General features: G+C 70.8%; 22 protein-coding genes. 10 read left to right on the forward strand and 12 right to left on the reverse strand.

Annotation, left to right across the window (positions count from 1 at the left end; genetic code table 11):
- From BJY22_RS42655 to BJY22_RS29180, 3 genes are all read right to left on the reverse strand, one after another.
- The gene (locus BJY22_RS42655) at window positions 1-4,770 is read right to left on the reverse strand and encodes a hypothetical protein (protein WP_167212955.1); all 4,770 of its coding nucleotides are present in this window, start codon (window positions 4,768-4,770) and stop codon (window positions 1-3) included.
- Window positions 4,771-4,897: 127 nt separating this feature from the next.
- A complete protein-coding gene (locus BJY22_RS29175) occupies window positions 4,898-6,112 on the reverse strand; it encodes a TRAM domain-containing protein (RefSeq protein ID WP_167212957.1) in 1,215 nt (404 codons plus the stop codon).
- A complete protein-coding gene (locus BJY22_RS29180) occupies window positions 6,109-8,139 on the reverse strand; it encodes an amino acid permease (protein ID WP_167212959.1) in 2,031 nt (676 codons plus the stop codon). Before BJY22_RS29180 ends, BJY22_RS29175 begins: the two co-directional genes overlap by 4 nt.
- Before the next feature lie 93 nt (window positions 8,140-8,232).
- On the opposite strand from BJY22_RS29180, the gene BJY22_RS29185 reads away from it, so the two are divergent.
- Both BJY22_RS29185 and BJY22_RS29190 read left to right on the forward strand, forming a co-directional pair.
- On the forward strand, window positions 8,233-8,895 hold the full coding sequence (locus BJY22_RS29185) for a potassium channel family protein (RefSeq protein WP_167212962.1): 663 nt from the start codon (window positions 8,233-8,235) through the stop codon (window positions 8,893-8,895).
- Window positions 8,895-9,578, forward strand: coding sequence for a potassium channel family protein (locus BJY22_RS29190; RefSeq protein ID WP_167212965.1), 684 nt, complete (start codon window positions 8,895-8,897; stop codon window positions 9,576-9,578). The genes BJY22_RS29185 and BJY22_RS29190 overlap by 1 nt, the downstream gene beginning before the upstream one ends.
- Before the next feature lie 1,453 nt (window positions 9,579-11,031).
- On the opposite strand, the gene BJY22_RS29195 is transcribed toward BJY22_RS29190, so the two are convergent.
- The 4 genes from BJY22_RS29195 to dut all read right to left on the reverse strand — a co-directional run bounded on the left by BJY22_RS29195 (window position 11,032) and on the right by dut (window position 13,356).
- Window positions 11,032-11,763: a DUF3159 domain-containing protein gene (locus tag BJY22_RS29195; RefSeq protein WP_167212968.1), complete on the reverse strand. Its 732-nt coding sequence runs from the start codon at window positions 11,761-11,763 to the stop codon at window positions 11,032-11,034.
- Window positions 11,756-12,145: an OB-fold nucleic acid binding domain-containing protein gene (locus tag BJY22_RS29200; RefSeq protein WP_167212971.1), complete on the reverse strand. Its 390-nt coding sequence runs from the start codon at window positions 12,143-12,145 to the stop codon at window positions 11,756-11,758. The genes BJY22_RS29195 and BJY22_RS29200 overlap by 8 nt, the downstream gene beginning before the upstream one ends.
- Before the next feature lie 19 nt (window positions 12,146-12,164).
- The gene (locus BJY22_RS29205; RefSeq protein WP_167212974.1) at window positions 12,165-12,809 is read right to left on the reverse strand and encodes a DUF3710 domain-containing protein; all 645 of its coding nucleotides are present in this window, start codon (window positions 12,807-12,809) and stop codon (window positions 12,165-12,167) included.
- A gap of 94 nt (window positions 12,810-12,903) precedes the next feature.
- Window positions 12,904-13,356 carry a dUTP diphosphatase gene (gene dut, locus BJY22_RS29210; RefSeq protein ID WP_337759379.1) on the reverse strand — a complete coding sequence of 151 codons (453 nt, stop codon included), beginning with the start codon at window positions 13,354-13,356 and terminating at the stop codon, window positions 12,904-12,906.
- A 52-nt stretch (window positions 13,357-13,408) separates the two neighbouring features.
- Between dut and BJY22_RS29215 the strand changes: the two genes are divergently transcribed.
- A complete protein-coding gene (locus BJY22_RS29215; protein ID WP_167212979.1) occupies window positions 13,409-13,864 on the forward strand; it encodes a DUF3093 family protein in 456 nt (151 codons plus the stop codon).
- Between the two features lie 32 nt (window positions 13,865-13,896).
- On the forward strand, window positions 13,897-14,223 hold the full coding sequence (locus BJY22_RS29220) for a DUF4235 domain-containing protein (protein ID WP_167212982.1): 327 nt from the start codon (window positions 13,897-13,899) through the stop codon (window positions 14,221-14,223).
- 111 nt (window positions 14,224-14,334) lie between these two features.
- Here BJY22_RS29220 and BJY22_RS29225 read toward each other — a convergent pair whose 3' ends face one another.
- The 3 genes from BJY22_RS29225 to BJY22_RS29235 all read right to left on the reverse strand — a co-directional run bounded on the left by BJY22_RS29225 (window position 14,335) and on the right by BJY22_RS29235 (window position 16,803).
- Window positions 14,335-14,634 (reverse strand): DUF4193 domain-containing protein, encoded by a 300-nt coding sequence (locus tag BJY22_RS29225; RefSeq protein ID WP_130379292.1) that lies wholly within the window; start codon window positions 14,632-14,634, stop codon window positions 14,335-14,337.
- A gap of 295 nt (window positions 14,635-14,929) precedes the next feature.
- A complete protein-coding gene (locus BJY22_RS29230; RefSeq protein WP_167212985.1) occupies window positions 14,930-15,736 on the reverse strand; it encodes an inositol monophosphatase family protein in 807 nt (268 codons plus the stop codon).
- The gene (locus BJY22_RS29235) at window positions 15,733-16,803 is read right to left on the reverse strand and encodes a ferrochelatase (protein WP_167212988.1); all 1,071 of its coding nucleotides are present in this window, start codon (window positions 16,801-16,803) and stop codon (window positions 15,733-15,735) included. Before BJY22_RS29235 ends, BJY22_RS29230 begins: the two co-directional genes overlap by 4 nt.
- Before the next feature lie 48 nt (window positions 16,804-16,851).
- On the opposite strand from BJY22_RS29235, the gene BJY22_RS29240 reads away from it, so the two are divergent.
- The 4 genes from BJY22_RS29240 (at window position 16,852) to fdhD (ending at window position 20,765) form a co-directional block, all read left to right on the forward strand.
- On the forward strand, window positions 16,852-18,051 hold the full coding sequence (locus BJY22_RS29240) for an MFS transporter (RefSeq protein WP_167212991.1): 1,200 nt from the start codon (window positions 16,852-16,854) through the stop codon (window positions 18,049-18,051).
- A gap of 174 nt (window positions 18,052-18,225) precedes the next feature.
- Window positions 18,226-18,936, forward strand: coding sequence for a MerR family transcriptional regulator (locus BJY22_RS29245; RefSeq protein WP_167212994.1), 711 nt, complete (start codon window positions 18,226-18,228; stop codon window positions 18,934-18,936).
- An 18-nt stretch (window positions 18,937-18,954) separates the two neighbouring features.
- Window positions 18,955-19,935 carry a phosphotransferase family protein gene (locus tag BJY22_RS29250; protein ID WP_167212997.1) on the forward strand — a complete coding sequence of 327 codons (981 nt, stop codon included), beginning with the start codon at window positions 18,955-18,957 and terminating at the stop codon, window positions 19,933-19,935.
- Entirely contained in the window at window positions 19,932-20,765 is an 834-nt protein-coding gene (gene fdhD / locus BJY22_RS29255; protein WP_167212999.1) for a formate dehydrogenase accessory sulfurtransferase FdhD, read from the forward strand. The genes BJY22_RS29250 and fdhD overlap by 4 nt, the downstream gene beginning before the upstream one ends.
- On the opposite strand, the gene BJY22_RS29260 is transcribed toward fdhD, so the two are convergent.
- Window positions 20,749-23,514, reverse strand: a complete 2,766-nt coding sequence (locus tag BJY22_RS29260; protein ID WP_167213003.1) for an AAA family ATPase — start codon at window positions 23,512-23,514, stop codon at window positions 20,749-20,751. The two genes, fdhD and BJY22_RS29260, sit on opposite strands and share 17 nt — an antisense overlap.
- A complete protein-coding gene (locus tag BJY22_RS29265) occupies window positions 23,511-24,638 on the reverse strand; it encodes a metallophosphoesterase family protein (RefSeq protein ID WP_167213006.1) in 1,128 nt (375 codons plus the stop codon). The genes BJY22_RS29260 and BJY22_RS29265 overlap by 4 nt, the downstream gene beginning before the upstream one ends.
- Window positions 24,639-24,799: 161 nt before the next feature.
- Between BJY22_RS29265 and BJY22_RS29270 the strand changes: the two genes are divergently transcribed.
- Together BJY22_RS29270 and BJY22_RS29275 are read left to right on the forward strand one after the other, a co-directional pair.
- Window positions 24,800-25,357 (forward strand): GNAT family N-acetyltransferase, encoded by a 558-nt coding sequence (locus BJY22_RS29270; protein WP_167213009.1) that lies wholly within the window; start codon window positions 24,800-24,802, stop codon window positions 25,355-25,357.
- A complete protein-coding gene (locus tag BJY22_RS29275) occupies window positions 25,350-25,844 on the forward strand; it encodes a phosphatase domain-containing protein (RefSeq protein WP_167213012.1) in 495 nt (164 codons plus the stop codon). The genes BJY22_RS29270 and BJY22_RS29275 overlap by 8 nt, the downstream gene beginning before the upstream one ends.
- Window positions 25,845-25,862 lie beyond the last annotated feature (18 nt).

The raw sequence follows: 25,862 nt of genomic DNA on the forward strand, positions 1-25,862 counted from the left end.
CTATCTCGCGCTGGTGTACAGCTTCTCCAGGTACGACGGCTGCCATTCGGGACCGCGGTCGTACAGCCGGCGTACCAGACCGTCCACGTCGAGCCGCTCCTCGACCGGGTTGTCCCACCAGTCCGGCACCTGGTCGTACCACCGGTCGATCCGGACCGTCCTGCCCGCGGCGTCGATCCGCGCGAACAGCCAGCCGCCCTGCTCGCCCTGCGCCTCCGTCAGCCACAGGTCCGCGAGCAGATCGCTCAACTTGTCCGCGGCGAACTCCGGGTCGTCCACCTCCGGCGGCTCGAGATCGAACCGGTACGACGGCGCATTCGGATCCAGCACCTGCACCTGGATCGTGAACCCCGACGGCACGATCGCCGTCCGCGCCCTGCACCAGGCCCCCAACGCCCGCACCGCCTCCGACTCCTCCGGCCGAGGCCGCGGCCGCTCCACCTCCGCCCGCATAGCCTCCTCGAGCGACCCCGGCTCCGGCACAACCCGAGGCCCCCCAGTCCCCACCAACCCAAGCCCAGCCACAACCATCCCGGCTGCAGCTCCCCCGCCCAACACAGCACCCAGCCCAGCAGCCGCAGCCCCTAACCCACCAGCCGCCGACTCACCCGAAGGCTCCCCACCAACCTGCGCCGCGCCCCCCTCGCGCCCACGCTCCCCGCCGCCCACACGGTCCCGCCCCAGGCCATCGGCAGACCCAACACCATCCGCCTCACCGAGACCGTCCTCGTAGCCGGAGCGCCCGTCGCCGTACTCATCCGCCCCTCGCCCCACACCAGCGGCAGCCCCCGCCCCATTCACCTCACTCGCACTGTGCCCGTAGCCCGAGTCGCCGTCGCCGTACTCCCCCGACCCACGACCCGCGCCAGCTCCCGCCCCGTTTACCTCACGCGCACCGCGCCCATAGCCCAAGTCACCGTCGCCGTACTCCCCCGACCCACGACCCGCGCCAGCCCCCGCCCCCGCACCATTCACCTCACGCGCACCGCGCCCGTAGCCGGAGTCGCCGTACTCCCCTGACCCACGACCCACACCAGCCGCAGCTTCCGCGCCGTTTACCTCACGCGCGCTGTGGGAGTAGCCGGTGCTGGCGGGCGCGTTGTTCCCCCAGCTGCCATCCGTGTCCGGCGCCGGGGCGAACCGTGCCTCGTCCTGTGCGTCAGCGAAGCCGACTGCCTCGATCAAGCCGGTCGGCTCGTCGTCCTCGATCACGGGGACGACGCCGGTGGGCGTGTCGTCGTCGAGCTCCGCCGCGTCGGACTCACCGTTCCAGCGCGCTTCCCCGACGGCTCCCGGATGCTCAGCCTGCAGATCGCCGGCCGGTGTGCGGGTGGAGTGGAGCTGCGGCTCGAGGGTACGCGCGGGCGCCGGCTCCGGGTCCTGATCGACCCCGGGCTCCGGCTTGGGCATGCGTTCCGGATCGGGGTGTGGGTCCGGCAACGGTTCCGGCTCGGGCTCGGGAGCCGGCTGCGGCTCAGGCTCCGGCATCGGCTCGGGCTCTGGCTGCGGGAACGGCTGAGGTTCCGGCTCAGGCAACGGCTCAGGCCCGGGCTCCGGCTCCGGGTCCGGAACCGGCCGCGGCGTCGGCTCAGGCCCAGGGAACGGCTCGGGCCCAGGCCCAGGAATCGGCCCAGGCACGGGACTCGGACCAGGCCCGGGGGTCGGCTCAGGACCGGGCGTCGGCTCGGGGCCTGGGACGGGTCGAGGGGTTGGTTCCGGGTGAGGCGGGTTGGGCTCAGGCCAAGGCGCCGGGTGCGGTTCTGGTTCCGGCCAGGGTCCCGGTTGGGGTTGAGGCTGCGGCCACGGTTCAGGGTGAGGCTCTACTTGAGCTTGAACCTCAGGCGGCTCCATCCGCCCATCCCCACGGGCAGCAATCTCCGCCGCATACGCAGCCGCATCCGCAGACACCCCACGCCCGCCGGTCCCCCACCCAACCGCCTGCTCGCTCCCAGGCGCACCGGAGACCTGCCCGGCCCCAGGAGCGCTGGACGCTTGCCCGACCCCAGGAATGCCGGACGCCTGCCCGGCCCCAGGAGCGCTGGAGGCTTCCCCGACCCCTGGAATGCCGGATGCCTGTTCGACCCCAGGTCCGCTGGACGTCTGCCCGGTCCCAGGAATGCCGGGCGCCTGCCCGACACCAGGTGCAGTGGAGGTTTGCCCTGCGCCGGGTACGTCAGACGACTGCTCGGTGGCTGGGTCGTCGAGGATTGCCGGGATTTCGGCGGTCTGGTCGTCTGCGTCGACGTCGGCCTCTGCGGCCACGTCCGTACGCAGATCTGCGGAGTCCTCCGGCGACGCGGTCGTACCGGCCCGTGCACCTGCGCTCCCGAGATCGGCCGCCGACTGCTCCGACCGCGGGTCCGCGCGAAAGCCTTCCCCTCCGGCCGCGACCTCACGCGACTGGGACCCGACGGAGTACGCGTCAGGCTCATCCGCGGTCCGGTACTCGTCCGTGCGCGCGCCGTCGGCCTGTACGGCCGCCGGGTGTGCCGCATGCGGCTCCCCCGCCTCCGAGTCCGTCGCACCAGCATCCGAGGACCCCGGGTACGTCGGTTGTAGCTCGGTGGCACCCGCGTACGCCGTATGCGATGCCGTCGGACCCACGTACGCCGTACCTGATGTATCCGCACCCGAGTGCGCCGTATGCGGTGTCTCGGCATCCGGGTTGGTCGTATCCGGTGCCGAGGCGGCTGGGTAGGTCGCCTGCGCTGCCGAGGCGGCCGGGTGCGTCGCCTGCGGAGCCGAGGCGGCCGGGTATGCCGTGGGCGGGTCCGACGGATGCGCGGCGTGGGGTTCTGGGAGCGCCTGGTGTGCGGTGCTTGGTTGTGCCGGCGCGGGGTCGTGGTCGGAGGGCGCGGGGTGGTGGTCAGGGGGCGTGGGGTCGGCGTGGGCGACTGGGGCGAACGGGGACGGGCCGGTGAAGGACGCCGGCTCTTCGTCACCGGTTGCAAGTTCCGGGTCGGGTACTGCGGGGATCTCGGCCGTCGGCGCGTCGTCGTCCAGCCCGTCAGCCGTCCCGAACGACGCGTCCGCCTGCTCCGCACCTACGGACGCGAACGGGGAGTCGGCCGCACCCGTCCCGCCAGACGCGAACGGCGGCTCCGCTGTGCTCGCCCCGCCGGGTGCGAACGGCGAATCGGCTGTCACCGACCCAGGTACGGACGGCGAATCCGCCGCAGCCGGGGCCTGTTGATCGAGCGGGGTGAGCGGCGAGGTGGGGGCCGACGCGGGGTGGGTGGGCGGAGTGAAGGGTCGGTCGGTGGGAGGCGCGTCGTTCGAGGTAGGCGCAGACGGTGAGTCGGCGGTACCGGCGGGGGCCGCTGACGCGAAGGGCGAATCGGCTGCGCCCGCTGCGCCGGGCGCTGGCGCGAAGGGTGAGTTGGGCGGGGCCTGGTGGGTCGTGGGGTCCTCTACCCATTGGCCGTTGATCCAGGAGGGGCCGGTCCACTCGGTGGAGGGGTGGGGGGCGGTGTCTTCGGCGAAGGGGTTGTATTCGCTGGTGGCTTCGTCGGCGGTCCAGGCGGGTTGTTCAGCCGTTTCCCAGTCCTGGTCGGCGGTGGGCGCGGTGGTGGCGGGGGCGTCGGCGAAGAGGCTGTTGTAGAAGTCTTCGCCTTCGTAGCGGCCGCCGCCTACGCGCGGGGGTTCGGAGGACGGGAGGGTGGGGTCGTACGTCGGGTGTGCGGTGGGGAGGCCGCTGGTGGGGACGTTGTCGGGAAGGTAGGTGCCGGGGGCAGGTCCGCCGGGACCGATCCCAGATCCACCAGCCCCAGGCACACCGGTCCCGGGTGCGCCGTATGTGGGTGCGCCGTAGGTGGGTGCCCCAGGGCCGGAAGCGGCAGGGGGTCCGGCGTTGGGGTCGAGCGTGGGCTCGGCGGCAGGTTCGGGGGTGTCGGGTTTGCGGCGGCGTAGCCAGCCTTGTTTCTTGGTGGTGATGCCGTACTCGTCCGCCGGATGCGCCGGCTGCTCGGTGGGCGGGCTGTCGATGGGCTGGCCGGTGAAGGGGCTGATACCGGGTGGGACGACGTACGACTCCTCGTCCTCCGCCGGCAGGTTGTCTCCGATCACGGGAGCTTCAACGACCGAGACCTCGGCAGTGTCAGGGTCTTCGGGGAAACTTGCCTGTTCTGCAACGTTCCGGGTGAAGTCGTCGGCCGCGGCGACGCCCGCCGCGAGATCGGGCTGCAGCGGTGAGCGCGGGTCGATCCGGAAGGGCGCGAAGAACGCCCCGAGCGTCTCCGCGGTGATCCCGGGGCCGAGCGCGCTGCGGATCAGGGCGACACCGTACGGACGGAGCTCGTCGCGGCCGCCGGCGTAGTCGGCCCACCCCGCGACCCACTCGATCATCTCGTCGGCGGCGGCCTCGTCCGACGTGATCCACTGACCGATCGGGGCGAATCCGTCGTCGGCCGGCTGCCACGGGTCGCCGGGGTACGACGCGCGCGCCCACGTCCCGTTGAACGCGCCGTACACGAACCCGAGCTCGCCCGCCGCCTGCCGCTGCCGGACCTCCGGCTGCCCGATCCACTCCGGTGAACCGGCGAGCAGGTCCTCGCCCCCGGTCCGGCTGTGCTGCGTGTGGAACCCCCACAGCACAGCCCGCCCGTCGGCGAGCCGGGCCATCCGCAGCACCGACGCGGTCTCGTCCTGGTGGTGGTACCCGTCCGCGTCGGCGTACCAGCGCCGGTCGAACCCGGTGGCATGGGCGACCGCGGCGAGGGCGCTCCAGCGAGCGCGCAACTCCTCCGGGTCGTCCAGGTCAACGAGCGGCATCAGGTCTCCAAGCACACGCGGAATCCAGGCCCCCGACGCTACCCGAGCGCTCCTCGCCTTACCACTCACCGGTCATGGGGCCTCCCGTCCTGGACTGAGGAGCGGAGCGACGAGGGAAGGACGGGAGTTACAGCCCCATGACCCGCCGCGCCGGAGGCGTGGCATCAGTAGAGTCCACAGGCTCCAGGATGGCGACGCACTCGATGTGATGTGTCATCCCGAACAGGTCGAAGGCCCGCAGCGACGCGATCCCGTAGCCGAACTGCCCGAACGTCTTCAGGTCCCGTGCCAGCGCCGCCGGGTCGCACGCCACGTACGCCACCCGTCGCGGCCCGAGCGCGGCGATCCGCCGTACGACGTCCTTCCCGGCGCCGGTCCGCGGCGGGTCCAGGACCACGAGATCGACATGTTCGAGGCCCTGGCCGGCCGCCGTGTTCAGGACCCGGTCGACGTCACCGTTCTCCAGCGTCACGCCGTCCAGGTCGTGCAGGTTCCGACGGGCGTTCCGGACCGCGTCCTTGTCGCCCTCGATCGCCAGCACGGCACACCCGGCCTCGGCCAGGAACGCGGCGAACAGCCCGACCCCGGAGTACAGGTCGAGCGCAGCCTCACCGGCCACCGGCTCCAGCCCACTCAGTACGGCGTCCACCAGCGTCTCCGGCGCCGCCGGGTGCACCTGCCAGAACCCACCGGCCTCCACCAGGAACCGTCGGCCCCGCACCACCTCGACGAGCCGCTCCCCCGCGTCCTTGTCGGTCAGTACGGCGGTCTTGCCCTCCGACGACACCACCGCCTGCACCGACGACACGTCCGGCCACCGCGAACTCAGTACGTCGGGAGTCCCCGGATGCGCGATCAGGCACTCCTCGATCGGCACCAGATCGTGCGAGCGGTGGGCGTACATCCCGGGCCGCCCGTCCACGACGGCGTACCGCATCCGGGTCCGCCAGCCGAGCCCGTCGTCACCGGGCGACTCCATCACCACGGTCCGCTCGATCCCGCCGATCCGCCGCAGCGTGTCCGACACGACCGTCGCCTTCAGCCGCCGCTGCTCGACGATGTTGGCGTGCTGGAAGTCACAGCCTCCGCACAGCCCCGGTCCGGCGTACGGGCACGGCGGCTCGATCCGCTGCGGGGACGGCGTGAGCACCTGAACCGCGTCCGCGCGCAGGTACTTCGCCGTCTGCTCCGTGATCCGGGCGTGCACCAGCTCGCCCGGCAGCGCGTGCCGCACGAAGACCACCTGGCCCTCGTGCCGTGCCACACAATGTCCCCCGTGGGCGACCGGCCCCACCTCCAGCTCGACAACCGTGCCGACCAGACTGTCCCCGTTGTCCGTCACCGATCTCCTGTCGTCTTGCGGGCGCCGCGCCGTACCTGGCCGGCCACCCGTTCCACCCGGTCCTGCCGCTCCTCGGCTCCCTGCGACGAGAGCAACTGATAAGGAACGGACGTAACCATCACACCAGGTGTGAACAAGAGCCGCCCCTTGAGCCGCAGCGCGCTCTGGTTGTGCAGGAAGTGCTCCCACCAGTGCCCGACGACGTACTCCGGGATGTAGACCATCACGACGTCCCGCGGCGACTGCCGCCGGATGTCGCGGACGTACTGCAGGATCGGCCGGGTGATCTCGCGGTACGGCGAGGCGAGCCGCTTCAGCGGGATCGGGATACCGCGCGCCTCCCAGTCGGCCTGCAGCGCGTCCGACTCGTCGCGGTCGACGTCGACCGTGACGGCCTCCAGTTGGTACGGGCGGGCCGCCTTGGCGAACGCCAGCGCCCGCAGGGTCGGCTTGTGCAGCTTGGAGACCAGCACGATCGAGTGCACCCGGGACGGCAGCATCAGCGGCTCGTCGCCTTCGGCCGCCATCTGCTTGCGGACCGTCTCGTAGTGCCGGCGGATGCCCTTCATCAGCAGGAACAGCACCGCCATCGCGATGATCGCGATGTACGCCCCGAGCAGGAACTTGGTGATCAGCACGATGATCAGCACGACGCCGGTCATTGTCAGCCCGATCGCGTTGATGACCCGGGACCGCATCATCCGGGCCCGCTTCCCCGGGTCCTGCTCGTCCTTCAGCAACCGCGTCCAGTGCCGGACCATACCGGTCTGACTGATCGTGAAGGACACGAAGACGCCGACGATGTAGAGCTGGATCAGCCGCGTGACCTCGGCGTCGAAGGCGACGATCAGGAAGATCGCGAACGCGGCCAGGATGACGATGCCGTTGCTGAACGCGAGCCGGTCACCGCGGGTGTGCAGCTGCCGCGGCAGGTAGCCGTCGCGGGCGAGGATCGAGCCGAGCACCGGGAAGCCGTTGAACGCGGTGTTCGCGGCCAGCACGAGGATCACCCCGGTGGCCGCGGCGACCAGGTAGAAGCCCGGCGAGAAGTGGTCGAAGATGCCTTTCGCCAGCTGGCCGATGACCGGGTCCTGGTGGTAGCCGTCCCCGACCGGTACGCCGTCACGCAGCAACTGATGCGAGGGATCCTCCGCGAACCGCACCTTCATCACGTTCGCCAGTGCGACCACGCTCATCATCATCGTGATCGAGATGCAGCCCAGCAGGAGCAGCGTCGTCGCCGCGTTCCTGCTCTTCGGCTTCTTGAACGCGGGCACACCGTTGCTGATCGCCTCGACACCGGTGAGCGCCGCGGAGCCGGACGAGAACGCCCGCAGTACCAGGAACGCCATCGCCAGGCCGCCCGCTCCTTGCGCGAACGCATCCTCCGGGGCGAGGTCGAGGGCCGCCGTCTCGGCGTTCGGCAGGGTCCCGAACAGCATCCGGCCGAACCCGAACGCGGCCATCCCGAGGATGGCGAGCATGAAGATGTACGTCGGAACGGCGAACGCGGCCCCGGACTCGCGGACACCGCGCAGGTTCATCGTGGTCAGGAAGAGCACTGCGATCACCGCGGCGGTGACCTTGTTGTCCTCCAGCGCCGGGATCGCGGACGCGGCGTACTGCGCGGCCGACGAGATCGACACCGCCACGGTGAGGACGTAGTCGACCAGCAGCGCACTCGCGACCGTCAGCCCGGCGGTCGGCCCCAGGTTGACGTTGGCGACCTCGTAGTCGCCGCCACCGGACGGATAGGCGTGCACGTTCTGCCGGTACGACGCGACGACCACGAGCATCACCAGCGCGACGACGATGGCGACCTTCCAGGAGATCGTCAGCGCGGTCAGACCGGCCAGCGACAGGGTCAGGAAGATCTCGTCCGGGGCGTAGGCGACCGAAGACAGAGCGTCGCTGGCGAACACGGGCAGGGCGATCCGCTTCGGCAGCAGCGTCTCGCCGAGCTGGGTGCTGCGCAGTTTCCGACCGAGCAGCAGCCGCTTGCTGATGTCGCCTAGAGCAGGAGTCACACCGGTGATGTTAGAGGGCCCCTGAGGTCGGTGTAGCGTCTATCCCTGCCGAACCGAGCAGCAGGCCCGTACGGGGCGAGGAGTGATCAGCGAGTGCACGTCGTCATCATGGGCTGCGGCCGCGTCGGATCGACGCTGGCACGCGGTCTGGAGAAGCGCAGCCACACGGTCGCGATCATCGACCAGGCGGCCGACGCGTTCCGCCGGCTGAGTCCGAACTTCACCGGCCGGACCATCGTCGGGATGGGATTCGACCGCGAGGTGCTGATCGAGGCCGGCATCGAGGACGCCGAGGCGTTCGCCGCAGTCTCGAACGGCGACAACTCGAACATCCTGGCCGCCCGCGTGGCCCGGGAGACGTTCGGGATCGGGAACGTGGTCGCCCGGATCTACGACCCGGGTCGGGCCGAGGTGTACCAGCGGCTCGGCATCCCCACCGTCGGCACCGTTCGCTGGACCGTCGACCAGATGATGCGTCGGCTGCTCCCCGAAGGCTCCGAGCCGGAGTGGCGGGACCCGTCCGGCAGCGTCCGGCTGGCCGAGGTGCACGTCCACGCGGAGTGGATCGGCCGCCCGGCGTTCGACATCGAGAAGGCCACCGGCGCCCGGGTCGCGTTCCTGACCCGGCTCGGCGAGGGCCTGCTGCCCCGGGCCGACACCGTCATCCAGGAAGGTGACCTGGTGCACGTCGTGATGCTGGAGCGCAACGCCGCGGCGGTCGAGGCCCAGCTCGGCGCGAAACCTGAGGAGCTGTGATGCGGGTAGCCATCGCCGGAGCCGGGAACGTCGGTCGTTCGATCGCCGCCGAACTGCTGGAGAACGGCCACGAGGTGCTGCTGATCGACAAGGACCCGCGGGCGATCAAGGCCGAGTCGGTACCGCGCGCCGAGTGGCTGCTCGCCGACGCGTGCGAGCTGTCCTCGCTCGAAGAGGCAGCGCTGCAGCGCTGCCAGGTGGCGATCGCCAGCACCGGTGACGACAAGGTCAACCTGGTGGTCTCACTGCTCGCCAAGACCGAGTTCGGCGTCCCGCGGACCGTTGCCCGGGTCAACCATCCGCGCAACGAGTGGATGTTCAACGAGGCCTGGGGTGTCGACGTGTCGGTGTCCACACCGCGGATCATGTCGGCGCTGGTCGAGGAAGCGGTGTCGGTCGGCGACCTGGTCCGGCTGTTCACCTTCCGCCAGGGCGACGCGAACCTGGTCGAACTGACGCTGCCCGAGGACTCCCCGATGATTGGCCAGCGCGTCGGCGACATCGACTGGCCGCTGGACACCGCCCTGGTCGTCATCCTCCGCGAGGGCCGCGTACTGCGCCCCGACCTCGAAGGCACGCTCGAACTCAACGACGAACTGCTGTTCGTGGCAGCCGACGAGACCGAGGAACAACTCGAGGACATGCTGTCCCCGCACCACCGCAAGGCGCCGGAGGCGCAGTAAGACAACAGAACTGGCAGCCGCCAACCAGACACCGCTCAGCGGCGGCCGCCTCCGGCGGTGCGCGCGCCAGGCGGCGCGCGAGTGCTGTGGCTATTCGGGTAGCAGTACTCGCACCAAAGGACGCCGCTACGCGGCGACTGCCTTTCGCCGCCTCCGGCGGTATGCGCGCCAGGCACCACCGGGCCGACCCCAGCGGCGCCGAGTGCTGTCGCGATTCGGGTAGTAGCACTCGCACCAAAGTGACGCCGCTCCTCGGCGGCCGCCTTCTCGCCGCCTTCGGCGGTGCGCGTCAGGCGCCAGCGGGCAAACGCCGACGGCGCCGAGTGCTGCGGCGATCCCGGTATTGGCACTCGCACCAAGGGGACGCCTCTACTCGACGGCTTCCCTCTGCCGCCTCCGGCGCGTGCACGGTCGAGCGAGGGTCAATGTGATGTCGGTGGCGCCAAGAGATTAGCCGCGAAATACACAACCGCCGACCGATCGTTCAACCCGCTGACGACCGACCCGCTTCCGGTCGTCCGTCGAGTCGTGGGGATTGGTTGTGTTTCAGAGCCTTGATCCACGGCTCGGCGTGAGGGGCGGGCGCCGAATTACACGACTCGGCGGACGGGGCAGGGTGAGGAGCCAGGTGGTGGCAGTGCCGGAGGGCGATGTGGGTGTGGAGCCAAGTGCAATGGGTCGCCCGACGAGGTGGAGACGGCCGGCGCGGCACGTCTGACTGCCCTTCACATCCGCAGCGGCTCCAGTCTCCTGACGTTCCCCCGCAGCGGCTCCAGCTCCGCCGGGGCCGTCCGCCGCACTGCGGTCCGCGCCCCGCCGGAGGCGGCCAACAAGACAGCCGCCGCGAAGCGGTGACCGCCCGCAGGCGCCCACCCCCCCAGCACCTCCAGCTCCGCCAGAGCCGTTCACCGCACTCCAGTCCGCGCCCCGCCGAAGGCGGCCAGCACGACAGCCACCGCGAAGCGGTGACCCGCCCCTGCCGCTCGTGCCCCCGGTGGCTCCAGCTGCGCCAGGGCCGTGCGTCGCAGTGCAGCTCGCGCTCCGCCGAAGGCGGCCAACAGGACAAGCCGCCGCGAAGCGGTGACCGCCCGCTGGGGCGCCGACACCCCCAGTACCTCCAGCTCCGCCGGGGCCGTCCGCCGCACTCCAGTCCGCGCGCCGCCGAAGGCGGCCAACAGGACAGCCTCCGCGAAGCGGTGACCGCCCGCAGGCGCCCACCCCCCCCAGCACCTCCAGCTCCGCCGGAGCCGTCCACCGCACTCCAGTCCGCGCGCCGCCGAAGGCGGCCAACAGGACAGCCTCCGCGAAGCGGTGACCGCCCGCAGGCGCCCACCCCCCCCAGCACCTCCAGCTCCGCCGGAGCCGTCCACCGCACTCCAGTCCGCGCGCCGCCGAAGGCGGCCGACAAGACAGCCCCGCGAAGCGGTGACCTTTTGGTGGGGCGAAGGTGGGTTCAGGCCTTTTCTTCTTCGCGCTTTTTCTCGGGTTGGGTGCCGCGGAGCATGTGGGCGAAGGTGTCCTTGACCTCGTCCCACTTCTCGGGCGGCATCGAGCCGCGCAGGACCTTGTAGGCCACCCAGAGCGTGAGGGCGTAGAACGGCAGGCCGAGCGCGATCTTCGCGATGCCGAGCGCGTTCACGTTGTGGGCCAGGTACAGCGGCACCATGACGGACAGGCGGATCGCGACCTGGGCGGCGAACACGATCGTCACCCGGTTGAGGCCGCGGAACAGGTCCGCGTCCTGACGCCAGGCGAGCCAGGTCTGGGTGATCACGCCGTACAGCAGGCCGAACAGCGGGTACCGGGTCACGATGGTCACGAAGTACAGCAGGCCGTAGCCGGCGTTCAGCAGGATGCCGGGCAGGAAGGCGTCCTGCGCCTGGCCGGTCTTGTTGGCGGTCCAGGCGGAGATCCCGACGCCGATGAAGCCGGCGATGACGCTTGCGATGGGTTTGCGCCGGACCAGCCGGAACAGCGCCACCACTCCGGCCGCGGACAGCGCGACGATCAGCGCGAGCTTCAGGTTGTGGTCGCTGAACCCGTACACCATGGTGAACGCGATCCACGGCAGGCCGACGTCGACCAGCATGCCGACCCAGCTGCCGATCCCCTGGGAAGTGGTCTTCGATGCCGGTCGGTCCGCGGCCGGCGCGTCCTCGGTCGTCTCGCGCCCGGGCTCAGCCATGGGCTGCCTGCGGACGCAGTTCGTAGCGGGGGTTGAACATCACCCGGTCGCCGTCGACGACGCCGATCCGGCCGGAGGCGATCAACTCCGAGCCGGCGTGGATGCCGCCGATCTTGCGGCGGCCGAGCCAGATCAGCTTGACCGTGCCGGTCCCGTCGTACAACTCACCCTCCAGTGCCGGTACGCCGCCGCGTGGGCTGAACGTGATGGTGCGCAGCGTGCCGTACAACGTGACGAGCTCCCGGTCGTGGCAGCCGGTGATGGAGCGCGCGCCGCAGTCGTGCGCGAAGTCCTGGAGGACCTCCGCGTCCTGCTGGTCGCGGTCCCCGGCCAGGCCGCGGAAGGCACGCTTCCACAGCCCCGCGGGTTTGTTGCTACCCATGACTTCGAGTGTAGTCCGCTCAGGCCTCTTCGGGCGCGTTCGGCTGGGCACCCGGCGGCAGCCGCAGCGGCAGCGACTCGCGGACCGCCATCGGCTCGCTCCCGCGCACCACGACGACGTTGCGCAGCGTGGCCTCCATCGGCTCGGCGGCGTCCGGCTCGACCGCGGCGCGGCCGAGGACCGTCGCGCGGAGCAGCCAGCGCGGACCGTCCACGCCGATCACCCGGGAGGTCTGGCTGAAGACCTGGCCCTCCGGGTCCTCGACCGGGACGACCAGCACCAGCTCGGTGCCGAACGGTCCGTCGGTCTCGGACGCCGTACCGCCCATCTTGGCGGCCTCGTCCATGATCTCCTGGCGTACTTCGTCCCAGATGCCGGTGGTCTTCGGCGCCGCGAACGCCCGCAGCTCGAGCGCGGAGTCGTCCAGCATCAGCAGCACCGCCTGCACCACCCCGCTCTGCTCGTCGACCTGCAGGCCCAGCTCCATCCCCGGCAGGCCGGTCACGACCAGCGCGCCCAGGTCGATCCGCTCCTCCGCCTCCAGATCGGCGGCGTCGACCTCCGTCGAGTCGAACGGACCCTCGGCGCGGACGTCCGCGGCGGTCTCCTCGACGGTCTCGCTCGTCTCGGGCTCGTCGTTCTTGCCCTTGCGGCGGAAGATCACAGCTGTTGCCTACTTCCTTGGTCTTTGTACGTCGTGCAGCGCCTCATACAGCGCCGTAGTCTCGCGCATCCGGCAGGTCAACGGGTGCACCTGCTCAGCGTGTCACATCCCCGAAGCCACCCGTCGACCCGTGTCCTCCGTCACCCCTAGCGGAGCCGGGCAGCGAGGTCACCTCGACGAAGCCGGCGTTCTCCACCTGCTGGATCACCAGCTGCGCGATCCGGTCGCCGCGGCGCACCGTCACCTCGGCGTGCGGGTCGAGGTTGATCAGGCAGACCTTGATCTCCCCGCGGTACCCGGCGTCGACGGTCCCCGGCGCGTTGACGATCGAGACGCCGTGCTTGGCGGCCAGCCCGGAGCGCGGATGCACGAAGGCGGCGTACCCGTTCTGCAGGGCGATCGCGATGCCGGTGCCGACCAGGCCGCGCTCCCCCGGCTTCAGGGTCAGGTCGGCGGCCGCCACGAGGTCCGCGCCGGCGTCGCCGGGATGCGCGTACGTCGGCAGCGGGAGGTCGGGGTCGAGTCGCTGGATCAGTACCTCGGTCACGAGAGGCGACCCTATCGAGCGGCCCGGACGGCCCACGTGCCAGGCTGGGTCCGTGGGTACGTATCGCGAGAGTCTGCGGGTTCCGGTGTCGTGGTGGATCATCGCCGCCGCCGCGGTGGCCACGCTGTTCGTCATCGTCGCCGTCCCGGCCGGGGAGATCGCCGGCGCCGTCGTCGGCGGGCTCGCCGCGGTGCTGCTGCTGGCGATGTTCCTGCGGTACGGCGGTGCGCGCGTCGAGGTCGACGAGCGGCAACTGCGGGCCGGGCGCGCGGCGATCGACCGGCAACACCTGGGCACTGTCGAGGCGCTGACCGGCGAGGACGCCCGGCGGGCCTTCGGGCGCGACTGCGACCCCAAGGCGTACCTCGTCCTGCGCAGCTACCTGCCCGGGGCCGTGCGGGTGCAGATCACCGATCCAGGCGACCCGGCGCCGTACTGGGTGATCGCCACGCGGCACCCCGATCGATTGGCTGCCGCTCTCAGCGGGCACAGCGTGGGAAGATCCTGACTGTCTGTCAGGAGTCGCGTTAGGAGGGCGCAGTGGTCGGAGCGAAGATCGGCTGGAAGCTGGTGCAGGCCGCGTTCACGCTGGTGGTCGGTCTGGCCGCGAGCAAGGCGGTCAGCACGGCCTGGAAACTCGGCCGGGGCGGGAAGCCGCCGAAGGACGGCGAAGGCGGTTACGTCGAGGTGATCGCCTGGGCGGCCGCCAGCGGCGCGGCAGCCGCGGTGGCGAAGCTGTTCGCCGAGCGACAGGCGGCGGCGTACTACCTGAAGTCCACCGGCCACCCGCCGCCGGGCTGGGCGCAGGACGCCACCGAGCGCCTCGTCAAGGGCACCGACACCGGGTTGGTGAAGAAGCCGGACTGAGGCGGACATGCGACAGCGGGACCGGCCCACGACGTGGGAAGGTCCCGCTGCTGCTGTGTGACGAGGTGTTGGATTGTGAACTCGCTGCGCTCGTTCACGAGGGCGCGGGCGTCAGGCTGCGCAGTCGCGGCAGATCAGCTGCCCGTTCTTCGTTTCGGCGAGCTGGCTGCGGTGGTGAACCAGGAAGCAGCTCGAACAGGTGAACTCGTCGGCCTGGCGCGGGAGGACCCGGACCGCCAGCTCCTCGTGGCTCAGGTCGGCGCCGGGCAGCTCGAAGCTCTCCGCGGCCTCGGCCTCGTCCTCGTCGACCTTGCCGGAGTTCTTGTCGTGACGGCGAGTCTTCAGCTCCTCGATCGACTCCTCGGAAGCGTCCTCGTCGGTCTTGCGCGGGGCGTCGTAATCAGTCGCCATGGTGTTTCCCTGCCCTCTTCGTACCCGTGGTGTTGCCTGCTGAGCCCTTGAACGGGTAGAGCGGCCGAGAAATTCCGCGTCGGAGCACCGCGCTGAATCTTCGTCCCCCGAAACCCTTGACAGCCAGGCCGGGATCGGCAATCACCGTTCCCGAGGACGGGATTGTGCCCTATAAAGGTCCGCAATGCACGACTGGGTCCATGCTGTGACCAGCGTGTCGCCACAAATGTCAGCAGCGAACATCAGAATGCTCGTGAGTGCGCGCTACTGCGCAGAAATGAGCATTCAACGACACTTACGCGCGCAAAGGGTTCGCCGCGGCCAACAGGTCGTGGAACGGCCCGAACAGCTCCGGACTCGCCGCGATCGACATCTCCGGCGACACCGGCGCCCCGTTCAGCCCGCCGACCCGGGCCCCGGCCTCGGCCGCGATCAGGGCGCCCGCGCCGTAGTCCCACGGGTTCAGCCCGCGCTCGAAGACCGCGTCCAGCCGGCCGCAGGCCACGTAGCACAGGTCGATCGCGCCGACCCCGATCCGGCGGATGTCGCGGACCTTGGTGATCAGGTGCTGGATCACCTCGGCCTGCACCTGCCGGCGCACCGGGTCGTACCCGAACCCGGTCCCGACCAGGGCCTGGCTCAGGTCGGTCGCCCCCGACACCTGGATCGGCTTGCCGTCGGCGAACGCGCCACCGCCCAGCGTCGCGGTGAACACCTCGCCCTTCGGCGCGTCCACCACCACGCCCGCGACGGTCTCCCCGCCGTACTCGACCGCGATCGAGACGGCGTACGTCGGGAGGTCGTAGAGATAGTTGACCGTGCCGTCGATCGGGTCGACGACCCAGCGCACCCCGCTGGTGCCGACCACGTCGTCGCCCTCCTCACCGAGGAACGAGTCGTCCGGCCGGGCCTGCAGCACGCGCGCCCGGATCAGCTCCTCGGACTCGCGGTCGACCGCGGTCACGACGTCGGTGAGCGTGCTCTTGGTGTCGGCGACCGTGATCGTGCCGCGGCGGCGTTCGACGATCAGGTGCGCCGCCTCCTCCGCCACCTCGACGGCCAGCTTGAGCAGGTCCTGCGGGCTTTCCGGGGAGGAGGTCATACGGCTTCCTTCTGAGGAGTGGGTCGGCGCAGCGGTGGGCAGCAGTCGTGGCGGCAGTCGTCCCAGGCCGGGCCGAGCTTGCCGACGCACGGCCGGGCAGGCTGCTCGCCGCGCTCGGCCGCGGCCCGCTCGACCACCAGGTCGCGGAGCATCGTGACGAACTTCTCGTCGGTTCCCGGCGTCGCGGCACGGGCCATCGGCAGCCGGAGCTTCTCGGCGGTCTTCGCGGCCTCGGTGTCGAGGTCGTAGATGACCTCCATGTGGTCGCTCACGAACCCGATCGGTACGACGGCCACGCCGGGCACACCGTCCGCGGCCAGCACCTCGAGGTGCTCGTTCACGTCCGGCTCCAGCCACGGCACCTGCGGCGGACCCGACCGCGAGCAGTAGACGAGGTCGGTACGCCTCGTCTGCCCGGTACGGCGCTCGAGCTCCGCGGTGATCGACGCGGCGACGTCCAGGTGCCAGTCGACGTACCCGTTGCCGTCCGGACCGCTGGTGGCGTTCATCGCGGTCGGGATGGAGTGCGTCACGTAGGCGATCGCGGAACCGTCCGGGAGCTTGCTCAGTGCCTCGGCGGTCGACTCCACGAACGAGCCGACGAAGCCGGGGTGGTTCGCGTAGTGGCGGAGCTTGTCGATCCGTGGCGCGCCGGGGATCTCGCGGGCGGCGTCCTCGAGGTTCTCCCGGTACTGCCGGCAGCCGGAGTACGACGGGTACGCGGACGTGACGATCACCACGGCACGACGTACCCCGTCGGCGGCCATCTCGCGCATCGTGTCGGTCAGGTACGGCGCCCAGTTGCGGTTGCCCCAGTAGATCGGCAGGTCCAGCCCGATCTCGTCGAACGACTCCCGCAGCGCCTTCAGCAGCTCACGGTTCTGGTCGTTGATCGGGCTTCTGCCGCCGAACGCGTAGTAGTGCTCGCCGACCTCCTTCAGCCGCTCGTCCGGGATCCCGCGACCGCGGGTCACGTTCTGCAGGAAGGGCAGGACGTCGTCGGGCTTCTCGGGGCCACCGAAGGAGAGCAGGAGCACAGCGTCGTACGGGGGTGCAGCAGGCGACATATTCCAAGCTTCTCAGACGGACAGAAGCTAAGCTGCTCCCGGTCTCTCATGCTCAAGCCTTACTACCACCTCATGCGCCGTCCCGGCGCCGGCGCGTTCTTCAGCGCCGGCATCCTCGGGCGGATGCCGATCTCGATGATCGGTCTCGGCATCGTCATCCTGATCGCCCAGGAGAGCGGCTCGTACGGTCTGGCCGGCGCGGTCTCCGGCGTGGCCGTGATCGCCGGTGCGCTGACCGGTCCGGTCCAGGGCCGGCTGGTCGACCGGTTCGGCCAGCGGTCGCTGATCCTGATCGGCTCGGTGCTCTGCACGGTCGCGCTGGCCGCGCTGCTCGTCGCGGTGCGTGCCGACGCGTCGCACTGGGTGCTGTACCTGCTGTCGTTCCTTGCCGGAGGCACCCGTCCGCAGGTCGGGTCGTTCGTCCGGGCGCGCTGGACGCATCTCCTGGGCCGCGGGCGCGCACTCCAGACAGCCTTCGCGCTGGAGGCGGTCGGCGACGAGGTCGTCTTCATCGTCGGCCCGGTCCTGGCCACCGCGCTCGCCACCGAGGTCAGCCCGTACGCCGGGCTCGCCGCGGCCGGCGTACTCGGACTGGCCGGTGGTATCTGGCTGGCCATGCTGCGCGCGTCCGATCCGCCGGGCCGTGGCAAGTCGGACGGCACCGAGCAGGCGCCACTCCCGTGGTTGTCGATCCTGCTGCTCAGCCTGATCGGTCTCGGCCTCGGGGCGACGCTGGGCGGCGCCGAGGTGATCACGGTGGCGTTCACGACCGAGAAGGGCAAAGCCGGGCTGGCGGGCGTCGTCCTGGCAGTCTGGGCGTTCGGCAGTCTGCTGGCGGGGCTCTGGTACGGCTCGGTGCATTGGCGGGCGCCGGTCGAGCGCCGGTTGCTGCTCGGGACGATCGCGCTGGCCATCACGCTGGCCCCGCTCCCCTGGGTCAACAGCATCTGGCTGCTCGGTGTCGTGCTGTTCTGCTGCGGGATGACGATCGCCCCGACGATGGTCGCGGTCACCGCGTGTGTCGAGGAGTGGGTGCCGCCGGAGCGCCTGACCGAGGCGATCACCTGGACCGTCACGGGCATCCTGCTCGGCGTCGCACCGGGCAACGCGGCGGCCGGCCACGCGGTCGACCTCTGGGGCCCGTCGGACGCCTACTGGGTGCCCTTCGGTGTCGGCATCGCGTGCGCGATCGTCGCCGCGATCTCGATCACCTTCGCCCGCCCGAAGGAACGCTTCGCCCACAACTAACGCCGCGTCCGACAGCCCCACCTTTGGTGGGTGGGCGTCCGAGATTCAGGGTTTGCGTCCCGGATCTCGGTCGTCAACCCAGCATCTCGGACGTCTACCCACCAGCGGGGCGGTGACGGGTGGTGCGCGTTTAGGGTTGCTTCTCCAGTTAGGGGAGGTGTGAGGGTGGTGGGTATGGACCACTCGATCGGTGCGGTGGCGCGGCTCGCCGGCGTCTCGGTGAAGACCGTGCGGCACTACTCCGACCTCGGGCTGCTGACGTCGCGCCGTACCGCGGCCGGCCATCGGCGGTACGACGACGCGGCCGTCGGACGGCTGCGCCTGATCCGGACGTTGCGTGCCCTCGACCTGGATCTGCCGACGATCCACGCCGTACTGCGCGAGGAGCGTTCGCTCGCCGAGGTCGCGGCGGCACACGCCGAGGCGCTGGCGATCCAGCTCCGTACGCTGCAACGGCAGCACGCCCTGCTCACGGTCCTCGCCCGTCATCCCGAACTGGAGGACCTCCACATCATGACCGAACAGTCCGAGCAGGAGCGCCGTGCGCTGATCGCCGACTTCCTCGACACGACCCTCGGCGGCACCGACCCCGCGATCCGCCAGAACCTCACGCCGGTCCTGGCCGACGACCCGGACCCGGCCCAGGTCGAGGCCTGGCTGGAGCTGACCGAGCTGCTCTCCTCGGAGACCTTCCGTACGTCGGTACGCCGCCTCGTCACCGGCTACCACGCCCTCGCCGGAGACGACCCGCTCCGGGCCGATCCGGAACTGCGCGGCCGGCTGATCGAACTCCGTCGTACCGAGGGCGGACCGCGATGGCAGCGCTACCTGGAACTGGTTGCCGTGGTCAACGGCTGGATAATCCCGTCGCAACTAGCGGGCTGACGCTCCTATCGTTGGCGCATGAGCCGCGCCCCGGACGTCGACTACTCAGCCACCTCCGCCCGCCCGGACTGGAGCGCGCTCCCGCAGGCCGTGCGCGAGGCACTCGCCGATGCCCTCGGCAGCCGGATCACGGCCGTCTCGCCACCCGTCAGCACTGGCTTCACCGGAGGCTTCGCAGCGCGCGCCGAGCTGACCGACGGCCGCCAGGTCTTCATCAAGGCGGCTCAGCAGGGCCTGCACGCCTACAACGCGTACCAGCGTGAGGCCGAGGTCGTCCCGCAGCTGCCGAGCGCCGTGCGGGCCCCGGTCATCGTCACGACAGCACGAGCCGACGACTGGTTCGCGGTCGTGTCGGAGTGGATCGACGGGCGGATGCCGGGGACGCCGTGGACCGCCGAGGACTTCGAGCGCGCCACCGCGGTCTGCGAGGTGACGGCCGAGGCGCTGCGGCCGAGTCCGTTGGAGGGGTTGGACCGTTTCTTCGATCTGGTCCGTGACGACGTGAAGGTGCCGGCGCAGATCCTCGCGGGTGAGCGCCAACTGCCGGCGCGCCTGCAGGAGTGGGTGCCGCGCGTGCTGCCGGAGCTCGCCGACCTGGTGACCTTGGCGCCGGAAGTCCTCGTCGGCGACACCGCCGCCCATTCGGACCTGCGCCCGGACAACCTCCTGATCGACAACGCCGGTGTCTGCTGGACAATCGACTGGAACTGGCTGACGCTCGGCCCGCGCTGGATCGACTGGGTCGGCCTGCTGCCGATCGCCCAGCACCAGGGCATCGACACCTTCACCGCGATCACGCGTAACCCGCTCACCGCCGACGTACCGAAGGATCACCTGGACTGCTTCGTGGCCGTGATCGCCGCGTACATGCTGAAGAACCCGGACCTCCCGCCGCCGCCGGGCTGCACGCCGGCGCTGCGCGAGCACCAGCGGCTGTACGCGTGGACATTCCTGGACTGGCTCGCCGTACGGCGGAACTGGCCTACCGTGGAGGTATGACCAAGGCTCCCACCAGCAGGTTCAAGGTCGAGGTGCTCGACGGCGACCGGACGTCGCGGCGTGAGGACGTGGTCAGCACCGAGGAGCCGCTCGAGCTCCGGCTCGAATGGCCCGGCAGCTCGCCCGAGCCGCTGGTCGTCACCATGCGCACCCCCGGCTCCGACTTCGAACTCGCGGCCGGATTCTGCCTCGGCGAAGGCTTCGCCGTGCGCGCGGACGCGATCCGGACCGTTGCCTATTGCACCGATGTCACGCTGACACCCGAGCAGCAGTTCAACACCGTCACGGTCAGCCTCGACGGTCCCCCGGATCGCGAACCACCCCAGCGGTACGGCGTGACGTCCGCCGCCTGCGGTGTGTGCGGTCAGCAGAGCCTCGACGAGCTCGCCGCCCGTGCGTACGACCCGGTCGATCCGGTCGAGGTCCCGGTCGACGTCGTACGCCGCCTGCCGGAGCTGCTCCGCGACGCCCAGCCGATGTTCAGCCGGACCGGAGGTCTGCACGCCGCCGGACTGTTCACCGCCGACGGTCGCAAGGTGGTCGTGAAGGAGGACATCGGCCGCCACAACGCCGTCGACAAGGTCGTCGGCTGGACCGTCCTGAACCAGCACAGCCGCAAGGGTCTCGTCCTCGCGGTCAGCGGCCGGGCCGGCTACGAGATCGTCCAGAAGGCGGTCGCGGCCGGCGTCGGCATGATCGTCGCGGTCGGCGCCCCGTCGAGCCTCGCCGTCGACCTGGCCCGCGAGTTCGGCGTCACCCTGGCCGGCTTCGCCCGCGGCGAGCGTTGCGTCGTCTACTCAGCGCCGGAGCGCATCATCCGTCCAGCGTGATGAACGTCGCCTTCGGGACGTACTCGTAGCGGTCCGGCATGCAGGTCAGGATGATGATCTGCCCGTGGTCGCCGGCGCGACCGAGCAGCGCGCCCATGTCACGCAGCCGGGCCTTGTCGGACCAGCCGAGCGCGTCGTCGAAGATGACCGGCACACTGCCCTCGCCGGTGCTGACCAGGTGACTGATCGCGAGGCGCGTGATGATCGCCAGCTGCTCCTGAGCCCCTGTCGACAGCGCCTCGACCGGCAGCCGCGCGCCGTCCAGTTCCCGCTCGGCGACGGCGAGATCGTCGTCCAGCCAGACCCGGAACGAGGGCCCGTAGACACTGCGTCCGAGCGACTCGATCCGGCTCTGCAAGGGCTCGGAGTACTTCGTCTGCGCCTCGGCCCGATGCCTGCTCAACGTCTCGTGCACCCGCCGCGCGGCCTCGGCCCGGCGCTGCAGACTGTCGTGCTCCGCCCGTACCGCGGCCAGCTCCAACTCGGCGACGTCCCGCCGCGTGGCGAGTCCGTCGCGGCCGGACTGCTCCAGGCGGCCTTCCGTCGTACGCAGCGCATCCCGCAACCGGTCGCGCTCGTCCTGCAGCCGCTTCGCCACGGCCAGGGCATGCGTCAGCTCGTCCGCGACCTGATCCGCGCCGGCCTCGTCAGCCTGTGCCTGTACGGCCGTGAGCTCCTCGAGCACTCCTTCGACCTCGGCCATCGCCTCGGCCTCCGCCGTGGCGACCGCCTCGTCGTCGAGCACCGCCCGCGCGACCTCCAGCGCCTCGACCGCAGCGGCCAACCGCTCGCCCGCGAGCTCCGAGCGAGCACGCGCGTTCTGCGCCTCCGACCGGTCCTCATCGGCCGCCTTCCGCGCCTGGGCCACCGCGAACTCGGCGTCCGCCAGCAACCGCTCCACCTCGGCGAGCGCGTCCCGCGCGGAGTCCAGCGCCCGCTGCGCTCCGGTGAGATCGTCCGGCTCGGGCTCCGGTACGTCGAAGTCGTCGAACAACGTGTCGAGCGGCGACGCGAACTCCGCGAACAGCGACATCTGCCCCGGCACGCCCTCGACCGCCGGCTGTTTCCCGCCGCGCTCCTCGGTCTCGTCGTCCGCCGCGGCCCCGTCGACCCCGAGCCGCGCGGTCAGTACGGCGATCCGCTCCCCCGGATCGCCTCCGGCCGTCAGCGACTTCTCGGTCCGGCGGGCCTCGTTCAGCTCGGCGAGCGCGGTGTCCGCCTTGCGCAGCAGCTCCCGCGCCGCGGCGACGTCCTTCACACCCGCCTTCTTCAGCAGATCCTTCTCGCGGCGTACGGCATCGTCCACCCGTGACCTCAGCGTCGCGGCCTCTCCGCCGGCCCGGACGGTCACCTCGACCTGCCCCGGCACGCCGACCACCAGCTCGCCGGACACCAGCACCTCGGTCGATTCGTCGAAGCCCAGGTCCGGCGGCACGTTGCCTTCCAGACCGGTCCCGGACAGTTCGACCGGCTCGGCACCGAGACGCCGTACCGTCACCTCGGGTACGCCGGCGGCCAGCGCCGCGCGCGCCTCGACCACCGCGGCGCGGGCGTCCTCCAGCGCGGCGACCGTCGCGTCGTCGACCTTGATGCGGTCCAGGATCGTGCCGGCCGCGGCGATCCGCGACCGGACCTCGACCAGCTCGGTCTGCTGCCCGATCAGCCGGTCCAGCTCGGCGCGATCCATCAGGTCCGACACCCGCCGCTCGGCCGTCTGGACTTCGGTACGCCGGACGTCCTTGAGCTCCACGACCTCCGCGAGCGCGGCCTCCGCGGCCTGCACGGTCTCCGCCGCGGTCCTGGCGACCAGCTCCGCGTCGGCCCGCCGGGCGGCGAGCTCAGCCTCGGTCTTGGTGAACCGCTCGACCTCGTCGAGGAAGCGCTCACGCTCCAGCCGGGTGCGGGTGTGGTTCTCCAGGCGGGCCCGGGCGGTCTCCGCCCGCGAACGGACCGAGTCGCGCCGGAGCAGGATCTCGTCGGTGGCCTGCTTGCGTTCCCGCAGCTCCTCGACGCCGGTGAGGTGATCGGCCAGGCGGCCCGACACGTCCTCGAGGTCGAGGGTCAGCCGCTCGGCGCGACGGATGTCGGACTGCACGTCCTCCATCGCCTGCAACGCCTGCTTGAACGTCAGCTCGGCCGCCGCGACAGCTTTCGCGGAGCGCGCGAAGTCGCCGGTCGGCTTGCCGCGCGGCGTCCAGTACCGCAGGTACTCGTGCTCGACGGCCGACACCAGCGGCATCGAGGCGCCGTCGACCGGCGTACCCGACTCGGCCGTGACCGCGGTGATCAACGGCTCCGCGTCGGCCGGCGTTGGCAACACCAACGACTGTCCCTGGCCGACCATCAGGGTCTGCCAGAGCACGGGGTCGACGTTCTCGGCGAAGAGCCGCTCGGCCTCGTTGTGCGCCTCACGTCCGGTCCAGGACCGCCGGCGGCCGTCGGGCTCGACGACGGTCAGCTCGGTGGAACGGTTCTTCAGCCAGCGCTTGGAGTACGTCAGCTCGCGGCCGCCCAGGCTCAGCTCGACGGTGACCTCCGGGCCGACGTCCTGGCCGACCGGCTGGATGTCGCGGATCCGGGTCGACTTCGAGTCGTCGGGCAGGTCGAAGATCAGCCCGAACGCCTCGACCAGACTGGACTTGCCGACCTCGTTGTCGCCGACCACCACGGTCGTCCCGAGCGCGCGGAACCGGACACTACGGTCCTTGACGCCACGGAAGTCCCGTAGCGCCAAGCTGTGTAATCTCATCCCGCGTCCCGCGCCAATCGGTGCATCAGGGAGAGCGCGGCCCCGGCGCCCTCGTCGCCACCGGCCAGCGCCTGCCGCAGCTCCTCCATCGCGGCCCGCGCCGGGCCGCTCAGCTGCAGCGACTCCAGGTCTGCCGCGTCCGGAGCCGGCCGCACGGTCCAGAACTTCACCCAGCGCTCGACACTCGCGAAGACCTCGCCCTGCGCGTCGATCATCGAGTCCAGCCGGGCCAGCAGCGGAAGCGACAGCGAACCGTCACCGGCCAGCCGCACGTACGTCCGCTCCTTGTCCGGCAGCTCGGCGAACCAGTCCTCGAGCGCGGTGATCGACTCCTCGTCGAACAGCTCCACGCGATGGTCGACCATGTGCCAGGCGCCGACGCGCACCGGCACGACATCGATCGTGTCGCCGGAGATCGTCACCTTCAGCACGTTGCCCGGGTCGTCCTCCTCCGGCGACGTGACCTCCTGCGTCCCGGAGAACCAGATCCGGTCCGTCACGCGCGTCGTCGAGTGCCGGTCACCGAGGCCGACGTACTGCAGCCGGCCGTCCGCGACCGCCGCCTCGAGCGCCGCCTGGTCGATCGTCGGTACATCGGACATGCCGCCGGACAGACTGGTCAGCTGGCCGTGGGCGAGCAGGATCCGCGTCGTCGCGGGATCCTGCTCGAGGTCGGCGTACCCAGGGGCGGCCGGGTCGGACAGCGGGCGGCGCGAACGCCACGGCGCGCCGACGATCTCGAGACCGGGAAGGATCCGGAAAGGCGTCGTTTCGGTCAGCACCGTGACGTGCTCCGGCGCGTGCGCCAGCCACTGGCTCGACGTCCACAGCGACCCCGGCTCCAGCGCGTCGTGGTTGCCCGGGAGCAGCACGACCGGGACCGGGATCCGCTTGAGCGCCTCGCACGCGCGCAGGATGGTCTGCCGCTCGACCTGGTTGTGCTCGAACACGTCCCCGGTGACGACCACGAAGGCCGCCCCGGTGCGCTCGGCGACCTCACCGATCCGCGCGACAGCATCCAGCCGCGCCTGACCCCACCGGGCCTGACCGTCCGGCCCCAGGAACCGGCGCATCATCCCCAGCTGCCAGTCCGAGCTGTGCAGAAACGTGATCGACTCGTCCATCGCGAACAGAACGCTAACCCGCCCCGCCGACAACCACGCAACCCAACACCCCCAAACCCCCACACCGCCCACACTCCGGACGCGACTTTGAGCACCCGCGAATCATTTCGCGGCCCTCGAAATGACTGGTGGGTGCTCAAGGACGGTGAGAGAGTCCGGGCGTGGATGGGTATCTGGAGACGGAGCGGCTGCGGTTGCGGCGGTTCACGGGCGGCGACGTCGAGCTGCTCGTGGCGTTGGACTCCGATCCCGAGGTGATGCGGTTCCTGACGGGGCAGGCGACACCGCGGGAGGAGATCGAGAGTGTCGTCCTGCCGGGGATCCTCGAGGTGTACGGCGTACATCCGCAGCTCGGGACGTTCGCGGCCGAGGAGAAGGCCGGCGGGGCGTTCGTCGGGTGGTTCGGGCTGCACCCGACCGCGCAGCCGCGGACCGTCGACGTCGGCTACCGGCTGAACCGCACCGCGTGGGGCAAGGGCTACGCGACCGAGGGGACGCGAGCGCTGATCGCGAAGGCGTTCAGCGAGCTCGGGATGGAGCGGGTGGTGGCCGACACGATGGCGGTCAACCACCGCTCGCGGGACGTGATGCGGAGGTCCGGCCTGCGGTTCGAGAAGCTGTGGCACGAGCACTTCGACGACCCGCTGCCCGGGACCGAGTTCGGCGAGGTGCTGTACGCGATCGACCGCGCGACCTGGGAAGCTGGGCGGCATGGGTGACGAGAAACCGTACGCCGTGCTCGACATCGACGCGACGCTGTCCGACACCAGTCAACGGATCCACTTCATCGAGCGGAAACCGAAGGACTGGGACTCGTTCTTCGCGCACGCCAAGGACGACGCCGTGCTCGACGAGGGCCTGGCTGTCGCGACGACGCTGGCGGCCGACCACGTGATCGTCTACCTGACCGGGCGCCCGGAGCGGCTCCGGCGGGACACCGAGAAGTGGCTGAAGGACAACGGCTTCCCGGACGGGAAGGTGTACATGCGCGGCAACACCGACCGCCGTCCGTCGATGCTGATGAAACTCGGCCGGCTCAAGCGGCTCGCCGAACAGCGGCCGATCGCCGTCCTGGTCGACGACGACGTCAAGGTGATCGCCGCCGCCAAGAAGGTCGGCTACCCGGTCCTGAGGGCCGACTGGGGACTCGACGCCGAGACCCAGCCGACCCTCTTCGAAGCCCAGGAATCCGAAGGACGGACCTGAGGACCACTTGCCCGGTGA

It is taken from the genome of Kribbella shirazensis (genome assembly GCF_011761605.1).
GTDB lineage: Bacteria > Actinomycetota > Actinomycetes > Propionibacteriales > Kribbellaceae > Kribbella > Kribbella shirazensis.

Bases quoted from the DNA above. Each gene is read 5' to 3' on its own strand.
- BJY22_RS42655 (WP_167212955.1), bottom strand. From the start codon at position 4,770: ATGCCGCTCGTTGACCTGGACGACCCGGAGGAGTTGCGCGCTCGCTGG.
- BJY22_RS29190 (WP_167212965.1), top strand. From the start codon at position 8,895: ATGCGGGTAGCCATCGCCGGAGCCGGGAACGTCGGTCGTTCGATCGCC.
- BJY22_RS29195 (WP_167212968.1), bottom strand. From the start codon at position 11,763: ATGGCTGAGCCCGGGCGCGAGACGACCGAGGACGCGCCGGCCGCGGAC.
- BJY22_RS29200 (WP_167212971.1), bottom strand. From the start codon at position 12,145: ATGGGTAGCAACAAACCCGCGGGGCTGTGGAAGCGTGCCTTCCGCGGC.
- BJY22_RS29225 (WP_130379292.1), bottom strand. From the start codon at position 14,634: ATGGCGACTGATTACGACGCCCCGCGCAAGACCGACGAGGACGCTTCC.
- BJY22_RS29230 (WP_167212985.1), bottom strand. From the start codon at position 15,736: ATGACCTCCTCCCCGGAAAGCCCGCAGGACCTGCTCAAGCTGGCCGTC.
- BJY22_RS29235 (WP_167212988.1), bottom strand. From the start codon at position 16,803: ATGTCGCCTGCTGCACCCCCGTACGACGCTGTGCTCCTGCTCTCCTTC.
- BJY22_RS29240 (WP_167212991.1), top strand. From the start codon at position 16,852: ATGCTCAAGCCTTACTACCACCTCATGCGCCGTCCCGGCGCCGGCGCG.
- BJY22_RS29245 (WP_167212994.1), top strand. From the start codon at position 18,226: ATGGACCACTCGATCGGTGCGGTGGCGCGGCTCGCCGGCGTCTCGGTG.
- BJY22_RS29250 (WP_167212997.1), top strand. From the start codon at position 18,955: ATGAGCCGCGCCCCGGACGTCGACTACTCAGCCACCTCCGCCCGCCCG.
- fdhD (WP_167212999.1), top strand. From the start codon at position 19,932: ATGACCAAGGCTCCCACCAGCAGGTTCAAGGTCGAGGTGCTCGACGGC.
- BJY22_RS29260 (WP_167213003.1), bottom strand. From the start codon at position 23,514: ATGAGATTACACAGCTTGGCGCTACGGGACTTCCGTGGCGTCAAGGAC.
- BJY22_RS29265 (WP_167213006.1), bottom strand. From the start codon at position 24,638: ATGGACGAGTCGATCACGTTTCTGCACAGCTCGGACTGGCAGCTGGGG.
- BJY22_RS29275 (WP_167213012.1), top strand. From the start codon at position 25,350: ATGGGTGACGAGAAACCGTACGCCGTGCTCGACATCGACGCGACGCTG.